Source organism: Polynucleobacter sp. UK-Kesae-W10, from assembly GCF_018881575.1.
GTDB lineage: Bacteria > Pseudomonadota > Gammaproteobacteria > Burkholderiales > Burkholderiaceae > Polynucleobacter.
In genome coordinates, this window is sequence record NZ_JACVQB010000002.1 from 237,412 (window position 1) to 254,761 (window position 17,350).

General features: G+C 47.9%; 17 protein-coding genes and 1 tRNA gene. 11 read left to right on the top strand and 7 right to left on the bottom strand.

Annotation, left to right across the window (positions count from 1 at the left end; translation table 11 throughout):
• The first annotated feature begins 24 nt into the window (after window positions 1–24).
• Window positions 25–1,359 (top strand): ATP-dependent RecD-like DNA helicase, encoded by a 1,335-nt coding sequence (locus ICN24_RS10395; protein WP_216222614.1) that lies wholly within the window; start codon window positions 25–27, stop codon window positions 1,357–1,359.
• 1 nt (window position 1,360) lies between these two features.
• Here ICN24_RS10395 and ICN24_RS07530 read toward each other — a convergent pair whose 3' ends face one another.
• Together ICN24_RS07530 and ICN24_RS07535 are read right to left on the bottom strand one after the other, a co-directional pair.
• Complete coding sequence (locus tag ICN24_RS07530) at window positions 1,361–2,950, bottom strand: gamma-glutamyltransferase family protein (protein WP_216222616.1); 1,590 nt, start codon at window positions 2,948–2,950, stop codon at window positions 1,361–1,363.
• Window positions 2,951–2,971: 21 nt separating this feature from the next.
• Window positions 2,972–3,850 carry a Bug family tripartite tricarboxylate transporter substrate binding protein gene (locus tag ICN24_RS07535; protein ID WP_370623116.1) on the bottom strand — a complete coding sequence of 293 codons (879 nt, stop codon included), beginning with the start codon at window positions 3,848–3,850 and terminating at the stop codon, window positions 2,972–2,974.
• 188 nt (window positions 3,851–4,038) lie between these two features.
• Here ICN24_RS07535 and ICN24_RS07540 point away from each other — a divergent pair, with 188 nt between their 5' ends.
• Genes ICN24_RS07540 through ICN24_RS07550 form a run of 3 tightly spaced genes read left to right on the top strand, consistent with a single transcriptional unit; the run spans window position 4,039 to window position 7,331 of the window.
• On the top strand, window positions 4,039–5,391 hold the full coding sequence (locus tag ICN24_RS07540; RefSeq protein WP_216222619.1) for an aspartate aminotransferase family protein: 1,353 nt from the start codon (window positions 4,039–4,041) through the stop codon (window positions 5,389–5,391).
• A 49-nt stretch (window positions 5,392–5,440) separates the two neighbouring features.
• Window positions 5,441–6,316, top strand: coding sequence for an oxaloacetate decarboxylase (locus ICN24_RS07545; RefSeq protein ID WP_216222621.1), 876 nt, complete (start codon window positions 5,441–5,443; stop codon window positions 6,314–6,316).
• A gap of 37 nt (window positions 6,317–6,353) precedes the next feature.
• Window positions 6,354–7,331, top strand: a complete 978-nt coding sequence (locus ICN24_RS07550; RefSeq protein WP_216222623.1) for a tripartite tricarboxylate transporter substrate binding protein — start codon at window positions 6,354–6,356, stop codon at window positions 7,329–7,331.
• A 23-nt stretch (window positions 7,332–7,354) separates the two neighbouring features.
• On the opposite strand, the gene ICN24_RS07555 is transcribed toward ICN24_RS07550, so the two are convergent.
• Both ICN24_RS07555 and ICN24_RS07560 read right to left on the bottom strand, forming a co-directional pair.
• Complete coding sequence (locus ICN24_RS07555; RefSeq protein ID WP_216222625.1) at window positions 7,355–8,080, bottom strand: LrgB family protein; 726 nt, start codon at window positions 8,078–8,080, stop codon at window positions 7,355–7,357.
• A complete protein-coding gene (locus tag ICN24_RS07560; RefSeq protein ID WP_216222633.1) occupies window positions 8,073–8,420 on the bottom strand; it encodes a CidA/LrgA family protein in 348 nt (115 codons plus the stop codon). Before ICN24_RS07560 ends, ICN24_RS07555 begins: the two co-directional genes overlap by 8 nt.
• Window positions 8,421–8,580: 160 nt before the next feature.
• Between ICN24_RS07560 and ICN24_RS07565 the strand changes: the two genes are divergently transcribed.
• The 6 genes from ICN24_RS07565 to soxA are packed head-to-tail and all read left to right on the top strand — an operon-like array spanning window position 8,581 to window position 13,303.
• Window positions 8,581–9,030: a (2Fe-2S)-binding protein gene (locus ICN24_RS07565; RefSeq protein ID WP_216222635.1), complete on the top strand. Its 450-nt coding sequence runs from the start codon at window positions 8,581–8,583 to the stop codon at window positions 9,028–9,030.
• A 10-nt stretch (window positions 9,031–9,040) separates the two neighbouring features.
• Window positions 9,041–11,260 (top strand): xanthine dehydrogenase family protein molybdopterin-binding subunit, encoded by a 2,220-nt coding sequence (locus tag ICN24_RS07570; protein ID WP_216222639.1) that lies wholly within the window; start codon window positions 9,041–9,043, stop codon window positions 11,258–11,260.
• Between the two features lie 24 nt (window positions 11,261–11,284).
• Window positions 11,285–11,731 carry a sulfur oxidation c-type cytochrome SoxX gene (gene soxX / locus ICN24_RS07575; RefSeq protein WP_255532604.1) on the top strand — a complete coding sequence of 149 codons (447 nt, stop codon included), beginning with the start codon at window positions 11,285–11,287 and terminating at the stop codon, window positions 11,729–11,731.
• Window positions 11,731–12,213, top strand: a complete 483-nt coding sequence (locus ICN24_RS07580) for a SoxY-related AACIE arm protein (RefSeq protein WP_216222640.1) — start codon at window positions 11,731–11,733, stop codon at window positions 12,211–12,213. The genes soxX and ICN24_RS07580 overlap by 1 nt, the downstream gene beginning before the upstream one ends.
• A complete protein-coding gene (locus ICN24_RS07585) occupies window positions 12,210–12,539 on the top strand; it encodes a thiosulfate oxidation carrier complex protein SoxZ (protein WP_216222641.1) in 330 nt (109 codons plus the stop codon). The genes ICN24_RS07580 and ICN24_RS07585 overlap by 4 nt, the downstream gene beginning before the upstream one ends.
• Complete coding sequence (gene soxA / locus ICN24_RS07590; RefSeq protein WP_216222642.1) at window positions 12,536–13,303, top strand: sulfur oxidation c-type cytochrome SoxA; 768 nt, start codon at window positions 12,536–12,538, stop codon at window positions 13,301–13,303. Before ICN24_RS07585 ends, soxA begins: the two co-directional genes overlap by 4 nt.
• Window positions 13,304–13,314: 11 nt before the next feature.
• Here soxA and purU read toward each other — a convergent pair whose 3' ends face one another.
• The 3 genes from purU to ICN24_RS07605 all read right to left on the bottom strand — a co-directional run bounded on the left by purU (window position 13,315) and on the right by ICN24_RS07605 (window position 17,095).
• Window positions 13,315–14,169, bottom strand: a complete 855-nt coding sequence (gene purU / locus ICN24_RS07595) for a formyltetrahydrofolate deformylase (RefSeq protein WP_216222643.1) — start codon at window positions 14,167–14,169, stop codon at window positions 13,315–13,317.
• A 77-nt stretch (window positions 14,170–14,246) separates the two neighbouring features.
• On the bottom strand, window positions 14,247–14,639 hold the full coding sequence (locus tag ICN24_RS07600; protein ID WP_216222644.1) for a hypothetical protein: 393 nt from the start codon (window positions 14,637–14,639) through the stop codon (window positions 14,247–14,249).
• Complete coding sequence (locus tag ICN24_RS07605; protein WP_216222646.1) at window positions 14,636–17,095, bottom strand: penicillin acylase family protein; 2,460 nt, start codon at window positions 17,093–17,095, stop codon at window positions 14,636–14,638. Before ICN24_RS07605 ends, ICN24_RS07600 begins: the two co-directional genes overlap by 4 nt.
• Before the next feature lie 134 nt (window positions 17,096–17,229).
• On the opposite strand from ICN24_RS07605, the gene ICN24_RS07610 reads away from it, so the two are divergent.
• Window positions 17,230–17,318: transfer RNA gene (locus tag ICN24_RS07610), tRNA-Leu, on the top strand.
• The last annotated feature ends 32 nt before the right edge of the window (window positions 17,319–17,350 follow it).

Below are 17,350 nucleotides of genomic sequence, written 5' to 3' on the forward strand. Positions count from 1 at the left end.
CTGTGGTCATGAAACAATAGGGGTATGAATAGCCCCTCAGTAGCGCAAACCCCTGAAATTGAAATTACGTCCGATTACCAGGAGGTCATTGAGGCCATTGAGCGCCATGATCCCTATATCTTCGTCAGTGGAAAAGCGGGTACCGGTAAAACTACCCTGATTGGCTATTTGCGCGAAACCATTCCCGGTAATGTGGTCGTAGTTGCCCCAACCGGTGTTGCTGCGCTCCAGGTAAAGGGTGTCACCATCCACTCTTTCTTCAGGCTGCCGCCACGCTTGATCTTCCCTGAGGAGGACATCAAGCCGCTGCGGGATAAGCGACTGTATAAAGATATTCGTCTGCTCATCATTGATGAAATCTCTATGGTTCGCGCAGATGTGGTTGATGCCATGGATCTATTCTTGCGTGAGAATGGCCCTCAAAAAGGCAAGCCCTTTGGTGGTATTCAGGTGATGTTTGTGGGGGATCTCTTTCAATTGCCCCCAGTTGTTTCTAGTGGCGATATGCAAGTGCTTGCAGATCGCGGTTACGAAGGGCCTTATTTTTTCTGCGCAATGGCATTACATCGCAAAGATGTCACGATGGTAGAGCTTTCTAAGATCTTTCGTCAAAAAGATGCGCATTTCGCAAGCCTGCTAAACCGCATTCGCATCAATCAGGATGTAGACGAAGCCATCGACACCCTTAATGCTGAGTGCTATCGTAAGGATGAACAAGTTGATGAACAAACTATTACATTGACTACAACCAATGCGCGCGCTGATCAGATTAATGGTGCAGGGCTGCGCGCTATTACAGCAGAAGGTAAGGTCTACTCAGGAAAAACTACGGGCAAGTTCAATATCGATGAGCGAAATTTGCCATCTCCTAATAACTTGGTATTAAAAGTCGGCGCAAAGGTCATGTTTACTGCGACTGATCCTGGCTTTCCCAAGCGCTGGGTCAATGGCACGATTGGCGTTGTCCGAGAAATGCTCCCAGATAAGATCAAAGTCATGGTGCAAGACGGGCCTTACTCCAATACAGTGGAAGTCACTGAGCATCAGTGGGAGTCGTATCGCTACGACCATGACATGATGTCTGGAAAAATTTCCCCCAGCATTATTGGCACCTATGTCCAGATTCCATTGATGCTTGCCTGGGCCGTCACCATTCATAAGAGTCAGGGCAAAACACTCGACAAGGTCAAGGTAGACCTATCATCTGGTGCGTTTGCTTCAGGGCAAGTTTATGTTGCGCTAAGTCGCTGCAAAACGATTGAAGGCATTTCTCTTCAAAGGCCGATTGAACCCAGAGATGTTAGCTGTGATCAAGAGATCAAGCGCTTCTATTTAAATTGCTTGCCAAACTCAAAGTAATCTAAAAACCAGCCGCCAATCCATCGCGACGATGATCACTTCCAGCGATGTAAGCAGAGCCAGCATTTTCAGTGAGTCTTGCAATTGCCTGCGCGCTACCAAAGTCAAGGCTATTAGCAGGTTGGACAACCACTTCATGACCCATAGCCCTTAGGCCATCCACTACGCTTTGAGGCATCGCTGCTTCAACAGTAAGCTTGCCCAGATCATCAATACGCCAACGTGGAGCATCAGAACAGGCTTGTGGATTGAGATACTCATCAACAAAGCGCATCACAAACTGAATATGACCTTGAGGTTGCATATTGCCACCCATGACGCCAAATGCCATAGCAGGCTTGCCATCCTTGGTTAAGAAAGCTGGCAGGATGGTATGGAAAGGGCGTTTACCGGGTGCTACTTCATTGGGGTGTCCAGCACTAAGACTGAAGCTCATGCCGCGATTGTGGAAAGCAATGCCACCGGGAGCGACTACCCCAGATCCAAAGCCCTTGAAGTTCGATTGAATGTAGGAAATCATCATGCCCGATTCATCGGCCGCACATAAATAGACAGTGCCGCCTGAATGAGGATCGCCAGGGCCATAGCTACCTGCCTTCGCGTGATCAATCAATGCAGCGCGGCCCGCTAAGTAATCCCGGTCGAGTAGGTTCGATGCAGGAACTTGCATGGAGTGCGCATCCGAGACGTAAGCATAGGCATCCGCAAAGGCTAAACGCATCGCTTCAATCTGTAAGTGAATTCGCTGCGCTGAATTGGCTGGATATTGTTTGACATTGGCAGCTTGCAAAATACCTAGCGCCATCTGTGCAGCAATGCCAGAGCCATTTGGGGGAATCTCTAAAAGAGAGTAATCACCATAATCAAATGCCAAAGGCTCAACCCAATCTGGTTGATTATCGGCAAAGTCTTGCATCGTAAAACAGCCGCCTGTGGCTTGAGCAAAGTCGACCATACTTTGGGCGAGGGCGCCTTTATAAAAAGACTCACCTTTAGTAGCAGCGATTTCTTGTAAGGTTTTTGCTTGTGCAGGATAGCGCCAAATTTGACCGGCTTGAGGTGCTTTCCCATCCATTAAAAATGACTCACTAAATCCTGGTTGATTTTTAAGAATCGGGATGGCCTCACGCCATTGACGTGCAATGACTGGAGAAACCGGGAAGCCATTTTCCGCATAGTCGATAGCACGCTTAAATAGTTGAGCAAATGGCAACTTACCAAACTTGCGAGAGAGCTCAATCCAACCCGCCACCATGCCTGGCACAGTCACAGTATTCCAGCCAATCAGATCCATCGCTTTTTTGCCTGCGAAGTATTCAGGCGTCCAGGCTGCGGGTGCACGACCAGAGGCATTGAGCCCATGAATTTTTTTACCATCCCACAATATCGCAAAGCCGTCACCACCAAGTCCATTCATGGTGGGCTCAACGACCGTCAACGTAATCGCAGTGGCCAGTGCAGCATCAACGGCATTGCCACCATTTTGCAGGGCCTCGATACCAGCTTGTGTCGCTAAGGGTTGGGAGCTCGCTACGGTATTTCTAGCAAGAACAGGCGCGCGGCCACCACCAAATGGGGGAGAAATTAACATGGCTTAAATAAGATAATGTGTTTAATCGACTTTGACATTGGCAGACTTTACTACCTTCTCCCATTTGCTCGCTTCGCTAGCGGTAATCTCTGCTAATTTCTCGGAGTTCGCAAATTGCGGGTGAATACCTTGCGCAGCCATCCGAGCCTTAAAGTCTGGATTAGTCAAAATCTTGCGAATCTCATGCTCTAACTTACTCACAATGGCTGGGGAAGTTCCCTTGGGCGCATAAACCGCATAGAAGTTCTCAACATCAAATTGCTTCATACCATCTTGTCCGAGTGTAGGCACATTGGGCATCAGTGGTGAGCGTTCAGCTGCCGCAATAGCAATTGGGCGCAGTTTGCTGCTTTGAATGTGGGGTAGAGAAGCGGTCACGCTATCGAACATCATTAGGGTATTGCCTGCAATTAAATCTGGCAGGGCAAAGCTACTGCCTTTATAGGGAATATGGGTGCCAGTAGCACCGATTCGTTGCATGAACAGGGTCGACTCTAGATGAGAAAGGCTGCCATTGCCTTGTGAGGCGTAATTAAAGTCACCCTTTTTGGATTTGATGAAGGCAATGAGCTCTGGCAGGTTTTTTGCTGGAACACTTGGGTTCACCACAATTAAATGCGGAATGGTGCCAATCAGAGCGACAGGTACAAAATCTTTTTGTAAGTCAGCGGGGGGATTCTTAAACAAAGCAGAAGAAATGGATTGATTGGTGAGTGCGCTAATGTGAATGGTGTAGCCATCTGGTGCAGCTTTAGCAGCTGCTTGCAGACCAATCATGCCGCCAGCACCGGGTTTGTTTTCTACCACGATAGACTGGCCAAGTAACTCTGCAAGGGGAGCAGTCACGCTACGGGCAAAGATGTCGGTAGAGCCGCCTGCCGGAAAGGAGACTATTGCCACCAGTGGTTTCTTGGGCCAATCCCCCTCGGGGGCTGCAAAAGCCGATCCAATCATACTAAGGAGGGTGCAAATACTGAGAAATAAGGATTTTTGAATAGTCATCTCAAGGTCTGTCCGGTCAACAAGGTCAATGGGTTATATAGTATTGGATATTACAAAAGCAGTTCATAAAACAAATTGAGAGACAGATGACAGCTTCGAATCAGACGCCAGCCGCTATTGATATGTCAGCCTATTGGTTGCCATTCACACCAAATCGCTATTTTCATCAACACCCGAAGATCATGCAGTCTGCTAAGGGAGCTTACTACTATGATGACCATGGTCGTAAGTTGTTTGATGGTCTTTCTGGTCTTTGGTGCTCACCCTTGGGGCATGCTGATCCACGTATTGGTGCAGCCATCTCCAAACAGTTTGAAACAATGGATTATTGCCCGGCTTTTCAGATGGCAAGCGAGGCTACATTTAGTTTGGCAACGCGCATTGCCAAGATGGCGCCAGCAGGATTGGGCAAAGTATTTTTTACCAACTCTGGATCAGAGGCGGTGGATACTGCACTAAAGATGGCGATTGCTTATCACCGGGTGATGGGCAACGCTTCGCGCATCCGAATGATTGGTCGTGATCGCGCCTATCACGGTGTCGGTATGGGCGGTATTTCGGTTGGCGGCATGGTGGCCAATCGCAAAGCCTTTACCAGCATGATGATGCCTGGTGTTGATCATTTACCGCACACCTTAAATCTTTCTCAAATGGCTTTTTCAAAAGGGCAGCCTACTTGGGGTGCGCACTTAGCAGATGAGCTAGAGAAGATTGTTGCTTTACATGATGCCAACACGATTGCCGCAGTCATTCTCGAGCCGGTACAAGGATCTACCGGTGTGATCGTTCCGCCACAAGGTTATTTGCAAAAAATTCGTGAGATCTGCACTAAGCACGGCATCTTATTGATCTTTGATGAGGTCATTACCGGCTTTGGTCGCTTAGGCGCTAATTTTGGGGCCGATCGATTTGGCGTAGTACCCGACATGATTACCTTTGCAAAAGCGATTACCAATGGGGTCATTCCTTTGGGCGGCGTGATTGTGCGAGACGATATCTATGACAGCATCATTTCGAATGGCGGCCAAGAGCAGGCGATTGAATTCTTTCACGGCTATACCTATTCGGGCCACCCCATTCCTACCGCTGCAGGTCATGCCGTACTCGATATTTTTGAGTCCGATGATTTAGTGAACCGGGCTAGAGCGCTTGAGCCTGTTCTCGCAGATGGTCTGCATGCCTTAAAGGGCAAATCTGGAATATTGGATATTCGTAACTTTGGCTTATCCGGCGCTGTAGAGCTCGAGCCTGTTGCTGGTAAACCTGGCCTCAGGGCGTTGAAGGTCTTGGAGGCGTGTATCGAGAGAGGCGCCTTAGTGCGTGTGGCAGGAGATGTGATTGCAGTAGGGCCTCCATTTATCTCTGAGCCAAAAGAAGTGGAATTCCTGTGCAGCGTGTTGGGTGATGCAGTTGACGCTGCAATGAAAATCCACGCATAAGACATCTCTATTGAACCCAATACAAAATTAATCATCCATTGGAAGAAACATGACTTCACAAAGAACCGTATTTAATCAGCGCCTTATACAACCCGGACTGATTGTTGCTCCTGGTGTTTATGAAATGGTTTCATTGCGCTTGGCTGATCGCATGAACTTTGATGCACTCTATATGACAGGCTATGGCACCGTTGCTTCTTTGTTAGGCCTGCCTGATGCTGGCTTGGCAACCTATACCGAGATGGTAGGCAGGGTGACACAAATGGCTGGTATGGCAAAGACTCCCTTGATCGCTGATGGTGATACTGGCTACGGTGGCTTATTAAATGTACGCCATACGATCCGAGGCTACGAAGCCGCCGGCGCGGTAGCTATTCAGCTAGAAGATCAAGAGTTTCCTAAGAAATGCGGTCACACGCCTGGGCGAAGAGTGATTCCGTTGGAGGATATGGTCAAAAAAATTGAGGTAGCAGTGGCATCACGCACTGACCCGAATTTCAAGATCATCGCCAGAACCGATGCGCGAACTACTTTGGGGTTAGATGAGGCGCTACGACGTGGTGAAGCCTATGCCAAGGCGGGCGCGGACATCCTCTTTATTGAATCCCCTGAAAATGAAGCGGAGATGAAACGGATTGGCGAAGCCTTCCCCAATCATCCGCTGATTGCCAATATGGTAGAGAAGGGGAGAACGCCGGTATTGTCTAAGCTTGAGCTAGAGCAGTTGGGCTACAAGATTGCGATCTTCCCAGTAACTGCATTGTTGGCTTCGGTTCAAGCGATGACCAAAGTGTATGAACACTTTAAAGAATCGGGTTCATCGATTCAAAACCCAGTCGATTTATATGACTTTGGTGATCTATCTAAGTTAATGGGTTTTGAAGATGTGTGGGAATTTGAAAAGCGTTTTGTTGAAACGAAGTAAAGCTAGAACAACTCTATCTACTAAATCAAGGTTCGCTATGAAATTGCAACGTTACCTATCCTCAGCTGCCTTTGTATTGGCAGCCTGCGTTCCATTGTTGGGATTTGCGCAATCCAATTATCCTAATCGCCCAATACGTTTAATCATCCCCTTTACGCCTGGTGGCGTTACAGATACATCGGGTCGATTTATTGCTGAACAACTTTCCTTAAAGTTGGGGCAACAAGTCGTTGCGGAAAACAAGCCGGGCGCCTCTGGAAATATTGGCACTCAAATGGTGGCTACTGCTGAGCCCGACGGATACACCTTGTTGTTAGGTTATGCGGGTACCTTATCGATTAACCCATCTTTATTTGATAAGGTCCCCTTCGATAGTGTGAAAGACTTTGCACCCATCGGAAAAATTGGTGACGCTATTTTGATCTTGGTGGCAAACAATGATTTTCAAGGGAAGACCTTGGCAGAGGTGATTGCAATTTCTAAAAAAGATCCCAACGGATTGTCTTATGGCACATCGGGTTCTGGTGGAACACCTCATATTGCGGGTGAATTGTTTAAGCAAAAAGCAGGCGCAAATTTAGTTCATGTTCCCTATAAAGGTGGTGGCCAAGCTTTGCTGGATCTCTTGGGTGGCAATGTACCCCTCGTCTATACCGCTGTTGCGGGTGCGAATCAGTATGTCGCTACAGGACGGATACGCGCCATAGCAGTGTCTAGCGCTAGAAGGAGTCCCAGCATGCCAGACGTGCCAACTTTTATTGAAAGTGGCGTGAAAGATTTTGTGATTGATGATTGGGTCGGTTTGTTGGCGCCAGCAAAAACCCCTAAGCCCATTATCGACAAACTCAATAAAGCCTTAAATGAGATTTTGAATTCTCCGGAAGGTAAAGCCAAGCTGTTAGCGATGGGTATTTTTCCATCACCTGGCACTCCAGAAAAATTTGGCGAGCAAATTAAATCTGATTTGGTACGCTTTGCCCCAATTGTGAAATCAGTCCAAACGAAATCAGAATAACGGGGCACCTGCGTATCAGGCAACTAATTGAATAAGTGGTAGATGATCGGAATTGCAACTGCGCTAATCACGCCGTTCATTCCCATGGCTAAGCTGGCGTAGGTGCCGGCTTCAGGGTGGATGCTAAACGCACGTGACGTGCCGATACCATGCGCGCCAATACCAATGGCAAAGCCGCGTTGCCACCACGCTTTCATTCCTAAAGCATTGAGGACAAAGGGGGCCAAAATCGCTCCCAAAATGCCGGTGCTCACTGCAAAGATAGCGGTAAGGGTGGGCGAGACGCCAATGCGTTCTGCAATACCCATTGCAATCGGTGCGGTGACCGATTTCGGGTACATCGCTCCAGTGATGCTGTTATCGGCACCTAGCAGCTTGGCAATTTCCACCGCGCTCACAATCGACACGAGGCCGCCAGTGCAAAGCGAGGCTAGCAAAGGAAGCGATCTGCCTTTGAGGCTGCTAAGACCGCGATAAATCGGAATGGCCAAGGAAACAGTGGCCGAACCCAGCAAGAAGTGGATGAACTGAGCGCCTTCGAAGTAGCTTGAGTAAGGCATATCAATACCCTGAATGGTCGTTGCCACAATTAAGATGGCAATGGCTACTGGGTTGGCCAGGGGATTTTGCTTGGAGTGCTTATAAATCGTGAGGCCAATTTGATAGGCCGCCAAAGTGATGAAGAGCGCAAATAGTGGGCTGCCCGAGAGATAGACCCAAATCTCGACGATGGAATGTTTTTCACTCATCGCGGACCTCCTTGCTCAGGAAGCGCACCACCAATGCGCTTGAGCCAATTGTCAGAATGACGCTGGCTACCAGTGCAGAGATGATCGCCAAGGCATTGGCTTTAAGTTGGGGTAAAAACAGCACCACCCCTACTGCCGCCGGGACAAACAGTAGGCCAAAGTATTGACTGAACCCATCGGCTACTGCAGCTAGCTCAGCATTAATTCCTTTGCGAATAACAAGCCATAGCACCAAAAGTACTAGCCCAATCACTGGGCCAGGAAGGGTCGGTAAGAGGAACTTGGAGATGATTTCCCCAAGACTCTGAAATAAAAGGATTTGAACAAGGCCGAAAATCATGTTCCGATCTTACAGGCTCTCATTTATGCTGCATAGCAATAATTCATTTCTTCAGTAAGATAAACACACGAAAACCAAAGGGTTTTTAGAGCAGACCTTTTGGAATATAAAAATACGCGAATGCGTTGCAACTAGAACAGAGACGAATAGGAGACCACTCATGGCTGAGTTAAATGTCAATGGTAAGAAATACAAAGTAGATGTTGATCCTGATACCCCATTGTTGTGGGTGATTCGTGAACAAATCGGCTTAACAGGTACCAAGTATGGTTGTGGCGTAGGTCAGTGTGGCGCCTGTACGGTGCTCTTCGAGGGCCAAGCAATGCGCAGTTGTTCATTGCCAGTTGCAGCTGCTGAAGGTAAAAAAATTGAAACCATTGAGAGCTTAGAAAAGAGTGGTCAACTCTCTAAGGTACAAAAAGCATGGGTCGACAATCAAGTGCCCCAGTGTGGCTATTGCCAATCTGGCATGGTGATGGCAACAACCGCTTTGTTGCGCAACAATCCAAAGCCAACGGATGCTCAGATCGATGAATCGATCACCAATATTTGCCGTTGCGGCACATTCCAACAAGTGCGTGCAGCGATTCATGCTGCTGCCAAGGCTTAAGGAGGAAACGATGACTACTACTACTATTAACACCTCCCGCCGTCATTTTGTTGTTGGCTCCACAGCGATCGCTACCGGCTTAGCGATTGGCTTTGATTTTGTCTTCATGGCCGAAGCCAATGCAGCCATGGGTACTGGCACTACTTCAATGACCCCTTTGTCCACACCTGAAATCGGTGTGTGGGTTGTAGTAAAGCCCAATGATGATGTCGTTGTTCGTATCGTGCGCTCCGAAATGGGCCAAGGCACGATTACCGGTTTAGCACAAATGGTTGCCGAAGAATTAGAGTGCGACTGGAAAAAAGTAAGCTATGAGTATCCATCTCCAGCAGAAAGCTTGAAGCGTAAGCAAGCTTGGGGAAGTTATTCCACTGGCGGCAGTCGCGGTATTCGTACGTCAGAACAATATGTTCGTAAAGGTGGCGCAGCTGCGCGCATGATGTTGATTCAGGCAGCGGCCGATCAATGGAATGTGCCAGCCGCAGAGTGCGTTGCAGCCAATAGCGTCATTACCCACACACCTTCTGGTCGCAAAACTACATTCGGTAAGGTTTCTGTAGCGGCATCACAGTTAGCGGTTCCAACGGAAGTGCCATTAAAGGATCCAAAAGCATGGAAATTGATCGGTAAGCCAGTCAATCGCATTGATGGTGTTTCAGACAAGGTTACTGGCCGTCAGGTGTATGCAATTGATTTAAAGATGCCCGGCATGTTGGTAGCTAACATCAAAGAGTCCCCGGTCTTTGGTGGCAAAGTGAAAAGCTATGACGCTGCTAAAGCGCAAAGTATGAAGGGTGTGAAGAAAGTTGTTCAAGTGGGCGACTCTGCAGTTGCAGTTGTAGCAGAAACGTTCTGGCAAGCGAAGACTGCCTTAGATCAAGTTAACATCGTTTGGGATAACGGTGCAAATGGCAATGTATCTAGTGCATCGATCAAGAAAATGTTAGAAGAGGGCCTCACTGCAAATGATGCTTTCGTGCACAACACCAATGGTGATGTGAATTCCGCTCTTTCTAGCGCTTCTAAGAAAATTGAAGCTACTTACTTCTATCCATTCTTGAATCACGCAACTCTAGAACCACAAACGGCTACTGCAAAGTGGACTGCCGATTCTTGTGAGGCTTGGGTTCCTACTCAAGACGGTGAGGCGTCATTGGCAGCTGTGATTGCAGCCTCTGGTTTACCTGCTGAAAAATGTAATGTGTACAAGGTTAATCTCGGTGGCGGCTTCGGTCGTCGTGGTGCATTCCAGGATTACACAACGCAAGCGGTCAATATTGCTAAGCAAATGCCTGGTACTCCGATCAAATTGATCTGGACTCGCGAAGAGGATATGACTCAGGGCCGCTATCACCCCGTCATGATGTGTAAGATGACTGCTGCAATTGATGACAAGAAGAACGTAACCGGCATCAATATGCGTTTATCTGGTCAGTCTATTTTGGCTGCGGTGCGTCCAGCGGTTGTAGCAGCGAATAAAGGTAAGGATCCTCTGACTTTCCAAGGTCTTGAATCAAGTGGTGAGCATGGCATTACTTACAGCTTCCCGAATTTGACGATTGATCATGCGATGCGTAATACGCATGTCCCGCCAGGATTCTGGCGCGGCGTAAACGTAAACCAAAACGCGATCTTTATTGAAACTTTTATGGATGAGCTGGCAGAGGCAACTGGCATGGATGCTGTGGAGTTCCGTCGCAAGCATATGCAAGAGTATCCACGTGCTGTAGCGGTCTTAAATGCTGTCGCGGATGGTATCGGTTGGACTAAGCCTGCAGCACCAGGCGTTTATCGTGGTGTAGCACAGATGCGTTCATTTGGCAGTTATGTTGCTGCTGCTTGTGAGTTATCAGTTACCAATGGTACTGATGTGAAGATTCATCGTATTGTTGCTGCCACTGATCCAGGCTACGCCGTGAATCCAGCGCAAATTAATCGCCAAGTATCTGGTTCGTTTGTGTATGGTTTATCTGCTCTCTTCGAGGAAGAAATTACCCTTGAAAATGGTGCAGTTGTGCAGAAGAACTTTGATACCTTCAACTCTATTCGCTTGGCGCAAATGCCTAAGGTGGAGACCATCATTATTGAGGGTGGTGGCAAAGAGTGGGGTGGTGTTGGTGAGCCAACGATTGCTGTAGCAGCGCCAGCGGTGCTCAATGCAATCTATCGCGCCACTGGCAAACGCTACCGCACAGTACCTTTGAAGAATAGCGGCATTAAGCTGGTCTAAACATCAAAGTATTGTGAAGCGTCGATGATGAAAAAGGGGTGCGTACTAGCAAGCGTCTTGCTAGTCGCCCTCAATTTCAATTTAGTGTTTGCGCAAACGATTGTTGGTGGCGTTATCAATGAGCCGTTAACGGCAACCCCTGGGGATCCAGTGCGCGGTCGTTCTATCGTTGCCAGTCGTCAAACCGGTTTATGCCTTCTCTGTCATAGCGGGCCATTTCCGGAGGAGCGCTTTCAAGGAAATTTGGCTCCTGAGCTCAGCGCAAGTGTTGCCCAGTATTCGGCTCCACAATTGCGCGCCAGAATAGTCGATGCCAGCTACTTTAATCCGAATACCATCATGCCAGCGTATTACCGTACCGATCATTTGCAGCGAGTGGCACCAAAGTTTGCGGGCCAAACAATTTTGACTGGTCAAGAAATTGAAGATGTGGTGTCCTTCTTGTTAACTTTAAAAAAACAGGCTCAATAATGAATTTAGACTTTTCTTTTCAGCCTAATCGTCGACGTTGGCTCGGACGCTTACAAAAGCTAAGCCTCTTAGTAATTGGTACATGGTTTAGCCCTCTGACGGTATTTGCTAAAAAAGAAGATGCGACTAAAGCAATTCAAGACATCTCTGGTGGTAAAGCAGTGCAAGAGGGTAGGGTTTCTATAGTGATTCCCCCGTTAGTGGAGAACGGTAATCTCGTGGTGTTAAAGGTGAGTGTTGAGAGCCCGATGACGGTCACTAACTACGTCAAAGCAATCCACGTCATTGCAGAAGGCAATCCACTGCCTAATATTTTTACCGCCTATCTCACTCCTCGCTCTGGGACCTCCAGTATTACTACGCGTGTTCGTTTGGCTGATAGTCAGACTGTCTGGGCTATTGCGCAAATGAATGATGGTAGTTTTTGGAGTGGCCATGCTGAAACCTTGGTAACCCTTTCTGCCTGCACGGAGTTGGTATGAGTAAAACGTCGCGAACCTCGATTACGATGCCCGCCAGCGCAAAGAAGGGCGCTATTATTGAAATTCGTGCGATTGCTCAGCACGATATGGAGTCTGGATTTCGCTACACAGAGAGTGGTAAGCCCATTGCCCGTGACATCATTCGCACCTTTGCCTGTACCTATAACGATATTGAAGTGTTTAAGATGGATTTCTACCCGGGTATGGGTGCCAATCCTTTAGTCATTTTCACAACTATCGCCACAGAAACGGGCACGCTCGAATTTAAGTGGTCAGGGGATGATGGTTATGAGGCCATCAATCAGGCACACATCACCGTTTCATGAAAAGGGTGTTGATTCCTTTGCTGATTAGCGCTGCCGGCTTTGTAATGGCAGCCGATAACCCAGCTAAACAAAAGCTTCAATCGAGTTACGAGCTGATGACTCTGGAAAATAAGGCGATGCAAGATGATTCTAGTCTTAATCCAGCCATGTTCTGGGTGGTAGATGGTGAAGCTGCCTGGAATGAAAAAACGGGAACGCAGAATCAATCGTGCGCCGGATGCCATGGAGATGTTCAAAAATCCATGCGTGGGGTAGCCAGCCAATTTCCCAAAATTATCCACGGCAAGTTGCAAACCCTGGAAGGGCAAATCAATCAATGTCGTACCAAGGCCCAGGGTGCCAATGCACTTGCTTATGAAAGTAAGCTACTGTTATCTTTAACGGCCTTAGTAGCTAATCAGTCGAAGGGAATGCCTATTGCTGTTAAAGAAACTGCTAGCAATAAGGTAGATCTACAAAAAGGGCGGCAATCTTTTTATGAGCGTATGGGTCAACTCAATTTATCTTGCGCTCAGTGTCATGAAGATCGTGCTGGTCTTAAGTTGGGGGGCAGCCCCATCCCGCAGGGGCATCCCAATGCCTACCCCATCTATCGACTGGAATGGCAAACTCTTGGCTCACTGCAGCGACGTTTGCGCAACTGCATGAGTGGCGTCAGGGCGCAGCAGTATGAATATGGTTCGCCAGAGATGGCGCAACTTGAACTATTTTTGGCTTGGAGAGCGCGCGGTCTGCCCCTGGAGTCCCCAGGGGTCAGGCCTTAGAAAACAATCGCTTAGTCAGAGAAGACGACTGAGGTCGTGCCGTTAATTAAGACACGGTCATGCAGGTAATAACGGAGTGCGCGAGATAAGACGGTGCGCTCTAAATCACGCCCTTTGCGTACAAGATCTTCCGGTGTATCGCCATGAGTTACGCGGGTAACGTCTTGCTCAATAATTGGACCTTCATCCAAGTCGCTAGTGACAAAGTGGGAAGTGGCGCCAATCAATTTAATACCGCGAGCATGGGCTTGATGGTATGGCTTAGCACCCTTAAAGCTTGGCAGGAAAGAGTGATGTACGTTAATGCAGCGGCCCGATAACTTGGTGGATAGATCATCCGACAAGATTTGCATATAGCGCGCCAAGATCACCATATCGACTTTAGAGTCAGCAATAATTTCCAGCAACTTGGATTCCTGTGCAGGCTTGGTTTCTGGAGTAACCGGTAAATGATAGAAAGGAATGTCAGCAAAATCGATGCTGGCATAAACCTCACGTGGATGATTTGAAACAATACCGCAAATAATCATTGGCAATTCACCGATACGCCAGCGGTAGAGTAGGTCAACCAGGCAGTGATCAAGCTTAGATGCCATGATCAAGACGCGCTTCAAATCTTTTACTGCGCGCAGATTCCAGGTCAACTCAAAACGTTTAGCAATTTCGGTAAAGCCTGAGCGCAATGTATTGCCATCGGTAGGGCAGCTAAAACTCACACGCATAAAAAAGCGCTTAGACGCTTTGTCGTCAAATTGCTGAGCTTCTTCAATATCGCCACCAGCCTGAAAAATATAAGTGGATACGGCAGCCACAATTCCAGGTTTGTTAGGGCAGGTTAGGGTGAGGTAATAGTTTTCTGTTGTCATTGCTCAATTCATCTCAAGATTGCTAATAGAGGCTAATTTTAGTCCTAGCCCACCAAAATGTATGACATTGCCTAGTTCTATTGCTTGGCAGACTCTTGTTTTGTATCCAAAGGGCCTGGCAAAGGAGTGCTGTAATCGGTTACTGGCGGCAAGGTGATCTCCTCACAAATTGGTTTAGGTCCGACCACATTTAAGAAACTGCATTCCTTTTTAGTAGCCGCAGATGCCGCATGCTCAAGAGGAGATTTTCCGGTGGTAGCAGTTGATGCAATGCTCGTGGCAGTAATCGGGTTGGCCACTGCCGCTGCCGCCACAGTACTGCCTGCCGTGCTGGCTGCTGCAGAGGTGGAACTCCCAATCGCTACAAGTGGTGCCGCGCAGCCCTGAAATAGTAGGGCGCTAGCGATCAAGCAATAAGACACTAAGGTTTGTAGGCGCGCTAGCTTCACAGGATGGCTGAGAGGGATCACTTGTTATGAAGCTCTAAGGAACGCTCAACCTTTTCTGATTTCATCTGCAGCGGTAAATATTCATTGTTTGCCCACAGTGGATTCATATTGCGATAGAGCTTACTTTGTACCCAGCCAGATTGACCAGCTTGATAAATAAACAAAGACTTTTCTAAATCAGATAAGTCGTAGATGGTGCGTAAGCTGGGTGCTTGTAAAGTTTCATAGGGATTCTTAGAGCGCAACAGCTCTAGTCTGCCTACATTGATCGTATTGCTGTCACCAGGGAACGGTGTTTGAATATTAAAGAAGTTACCTAGTACAGGGATTTTGCTTAAGGGGCGATGCTCAGAAATCGCAGTATGCGCTTCACCCCAGGACCATTTTTTAGGGTCTTTGCCGTATTCCGTACTGAGATAATCCAAAGCCTTGTTGAGGGCATCATTAGCAGATTCTTGACAGTTCTCTACTTGCTCTGTTTTGGGGTTGTCACACCAGGGGCTATTTGGATTTTGTACTTGATGAATCAAGGCGCCCCGGTAATTGCGGTCACCATAATTGAGTGAGAACAAATAGCTTAAGCGCGAAAATAAATTACGCGTTAATTGGTCTGCCCAAGCATTAAAGATCAGAGCACCTGCGCTATCAACCTTCATATCGCCATTAAAGCTCTGAATAATTTCTTGCGCCTGAGCGGCCACGGGGTGATTCGATGTGCTGGATTTAAAAAGTGCTAGCAGCGGGACGGCGGTTAGAGAGTAGGTGTCTGCTTGCATCGTTTTCATGAAACCTAAATCATGCGTATTTTTAGATTTGATCAAATCGACGATGCGGTCATAGCGTGCTGATAAATCCCAATCACCAGTCAAGGGGTTGGGATCATTGCTAGCAATAATTCTTTGGTTAGCGGTAGCAATCCAACCTTGCTCTGGATTATTGCTGGCCGGTAATTGTTCAAATGGGACGTATCCATTCCAGTCATATTGCTTTTCCCAGCCAGGGGCTGGGGCAACCCCATATAAACCTTGATGCAGCACGCGCTTGGGGGCAACGCCAGCTGCTTGATAGCTAATATTCCCATCGACATCAGCCATCACGACGTTTTGCATGGGAGCATAATTTTTTCGCAAGGCTGTCTTAAATGAATCTATATCTTTAGCGCGGTTCATTTCGAGTAGACCTGCGACGGATTGATTTTCAAGATCAAGCGCAGTCCAGCGAAGTGCTAGCGCAAAACGACTAGTGTCAATTGCACGTTTTGCGCGAGCATAGGAATCCGACATCACGGGGCCATGACGCGTCTCTTTCACAATAAATTGGAGTGGTGGCGCATCTTTAATATCGATGATTTCTTGGCGCACCTTAAAGGGCAGCATGCCATCAGGACCGCGGTACATACCTGGATTTTTGGGATCCAATTGTTCGATGTAGACGTCTTGAACATCTGGATTGGTGTTTGTAAAACTCCATGCGTATTTATCGGTTCTTCCTAAAACGACTGCCGGTATTCCGGGGAGGGTGCCACCGATAACGTTGAGTCCAGGCGCATCCAAGTGGGCGAAATACCAAATCGCTGGCGCAGAGAGGCCTAGATGAGGATCGTTTGCAAGGAGGGGTTTGCCGCTTACTGTTAATTTGCCGCTCAGAGCCCAGTTATTGGAGCCAATACCGTCTTTGCCGCCTGGCAGATCGATACTGGAAAGCTCGGTAGCTGGAAGATTTTTGGATTTACCGTCTTTGCTAGATGGGTTGGGATTGAAAATATTGAGCTCTTTATAGAGCTTGGCAAAATCGACTCTAGTGACCGGTTCACCGACCTCAAAGGGCGGCATCACTTCCCAGACTTGCTCAGTGGTCAGATACTGTGAGAGCTCAAGTCTTTGCAATTCTTTTTGCCAGTTACCACCAAGATCGTAGGCCATCATCAACATCCAAGCTACGCTATCTGTTGGTGACCAATGCCCTGGTTTTGAGCCTGTTAAAAGGTACTCAACTGGTAGCGCCCAGCCGAGTTGTGCATTACCGGCATTGACACCATCTGCATATGCTTGGAGTAAACGTTTAGCAGCAACTGGGTAACGATCAAATTGACGTTCAGCTGCGCGCTTGACCCCAAGCGTGCGAATGAAGCGATCAATACTGACAGTTTCGCTGCCGAGAATTTCAGAGAGGCGACCGCTGGCAAGACGACGATTAATCTCCATTTGCCAAGAGCGCTCAGAAGCATGTAGATAACCTAAGGCAAATAGAGCATCCGTTTGGCTATTGGCTTTAATGTGGGGGACGTCAGCTTCATCAAATGTGATGACAACCGTGTCACCCAAACTTTTGATGGTGTGCTTTCCAGAAGGATTGGATTTGGCGCAATAGAGGTAAACCAAAACAACAGTCAGTATGAGCACTAAGATAATGCCGCTCACCCACGAAAGAGGGCGTAAGAACTTACGCAGTCCTGCTGATTTACCAATGGGCTTCATGAATAATATTTTAGTATTGTTGCCTCTGAAAGCCCAAGCACTCCGGAATGGGTCTTCCAGGCCGCTTTTTACGCTTGCATGCTAAAATTTGCCTTGTCTTGATTTATTTAGCGCGGCAGTTCCTGCTTGTGCGGGCCCGAGTGGTGAAATCGGTAGACACAGCAGATTTAAAATCTGCCGACTCAAAAAAGTCGTGCCGGTTCGATTCCGGCCTCGGGCACCACCATCCACTCTCTATTTGCACCTAAAACAGGC

Excerpts from the sequence above, each read along its gene's own strand:
- ICN24_RS10395 (WP_216222614.1), top strand. The coding sequence starts at position 25 with ATGAATAGCCCCTCAGTAGCGCAAACCCCTGAAATTGAAATTACGTCC.
- ICN24_RS07530 (WP_216222616.1), bottom strand. The coding sequence starts at position 2,950 with ATGTTAATTTCTCCCCCATTTGGTGGTGGCCGCGCGCCTGTTCTTGCT.
- ICN24_RS07540 (WP_216222619.1), top strand. The coding sequence starts at position 4,039 with ATGACAGCTTCGAATCAGACGCCAGCCGCTATTGATATGTCAGCCTAT.
- ICN24_RS07545 (WP_216222621.1), top strand. The coding sequence starts at position 5,441 with ATGACTTCACAAAGAACCGTATTTAATCAGCGCCTTATACAACCCGGA.
- ICN24_RS07550 (WP_216222623.1), top strand. The coding sequence starts at position 6,354 with ATGAAATTGCAACGTTACCTATCCTCAGCTGCCTTTGTATTGGCAGCC.
- ICN24_RS07555 (WP_216222625.1), bottom strand. The coding sequence starts at position 8,080 with ATGAGTGAAAAACATTCCATCGTCGAGATTTGGGTCTATCTCTCGGGC.
- ICN24_RS07560 (WP_216222633.1), bottom strand. The coding sequence starts at position 8,420 with ATGATTTTCGGCCTTGTTCAAATCCTTTTATTTCAGAGTCTTGGGGAA.
- ICN24_RS07565 (WP_216222635.1), top strand. The coding sequence starts at position 8,581 with ATGGCTGAGTTAAATGTCAATGGTAAGAAATACAAAGTAGATGTTGAT.
- ICN24_RS07570 (WP_216222639.1), top strand. The coding sequence starts at position 9,041 with ATGACTACTACTACTATTAACACCTCCCGCCGTCATTTTGTTGTTGGC.
- soxX (WP_255532604.1), top strand. The coding sequence starts at position 11,285 with ATGATGAAAAAGGGGTGCGTACTAGCAAGCGTCTTGCTAGTCGCCCTC.
- ICN24_RS07580 (WP_216222640.1), top strand. The coding sequence starts at position 11,731 with ATGAATTTAGACTTTTCTTTTCAGCCTAATCGTCGACGTTGGCTCGGA.
- ICN24_RS07585 (WP_216222641.1), top strand. The coding sequence starts at position 12,210 with ATGAGTAAAACGTCGCGAACCTCGATTACGATGCCCGCCAGCGCAAAG.
- soxA (WP_216222642.1), top strand. The coding sequence starts at position 12,536 with ATGAAAAGGGTGTTGATTCCTTTGCTGATTAGCGCTGCCGGCTTTGTA.
- purU (WP_216222643.1), bottom strand. The coding sequence starts at position 14,169 with ATGACAACAGAAAACTATTACCTCACCCTAACCTGCCCTAACAAACCT.
- ICN24_RS07605 (WP_216222646.1), bottom strand. The coding sequence starts at position 17,095 with ATGAAGCCCATTGGTAAATCAGCAGGACTGCGTAAGTTCTTACGCCCT.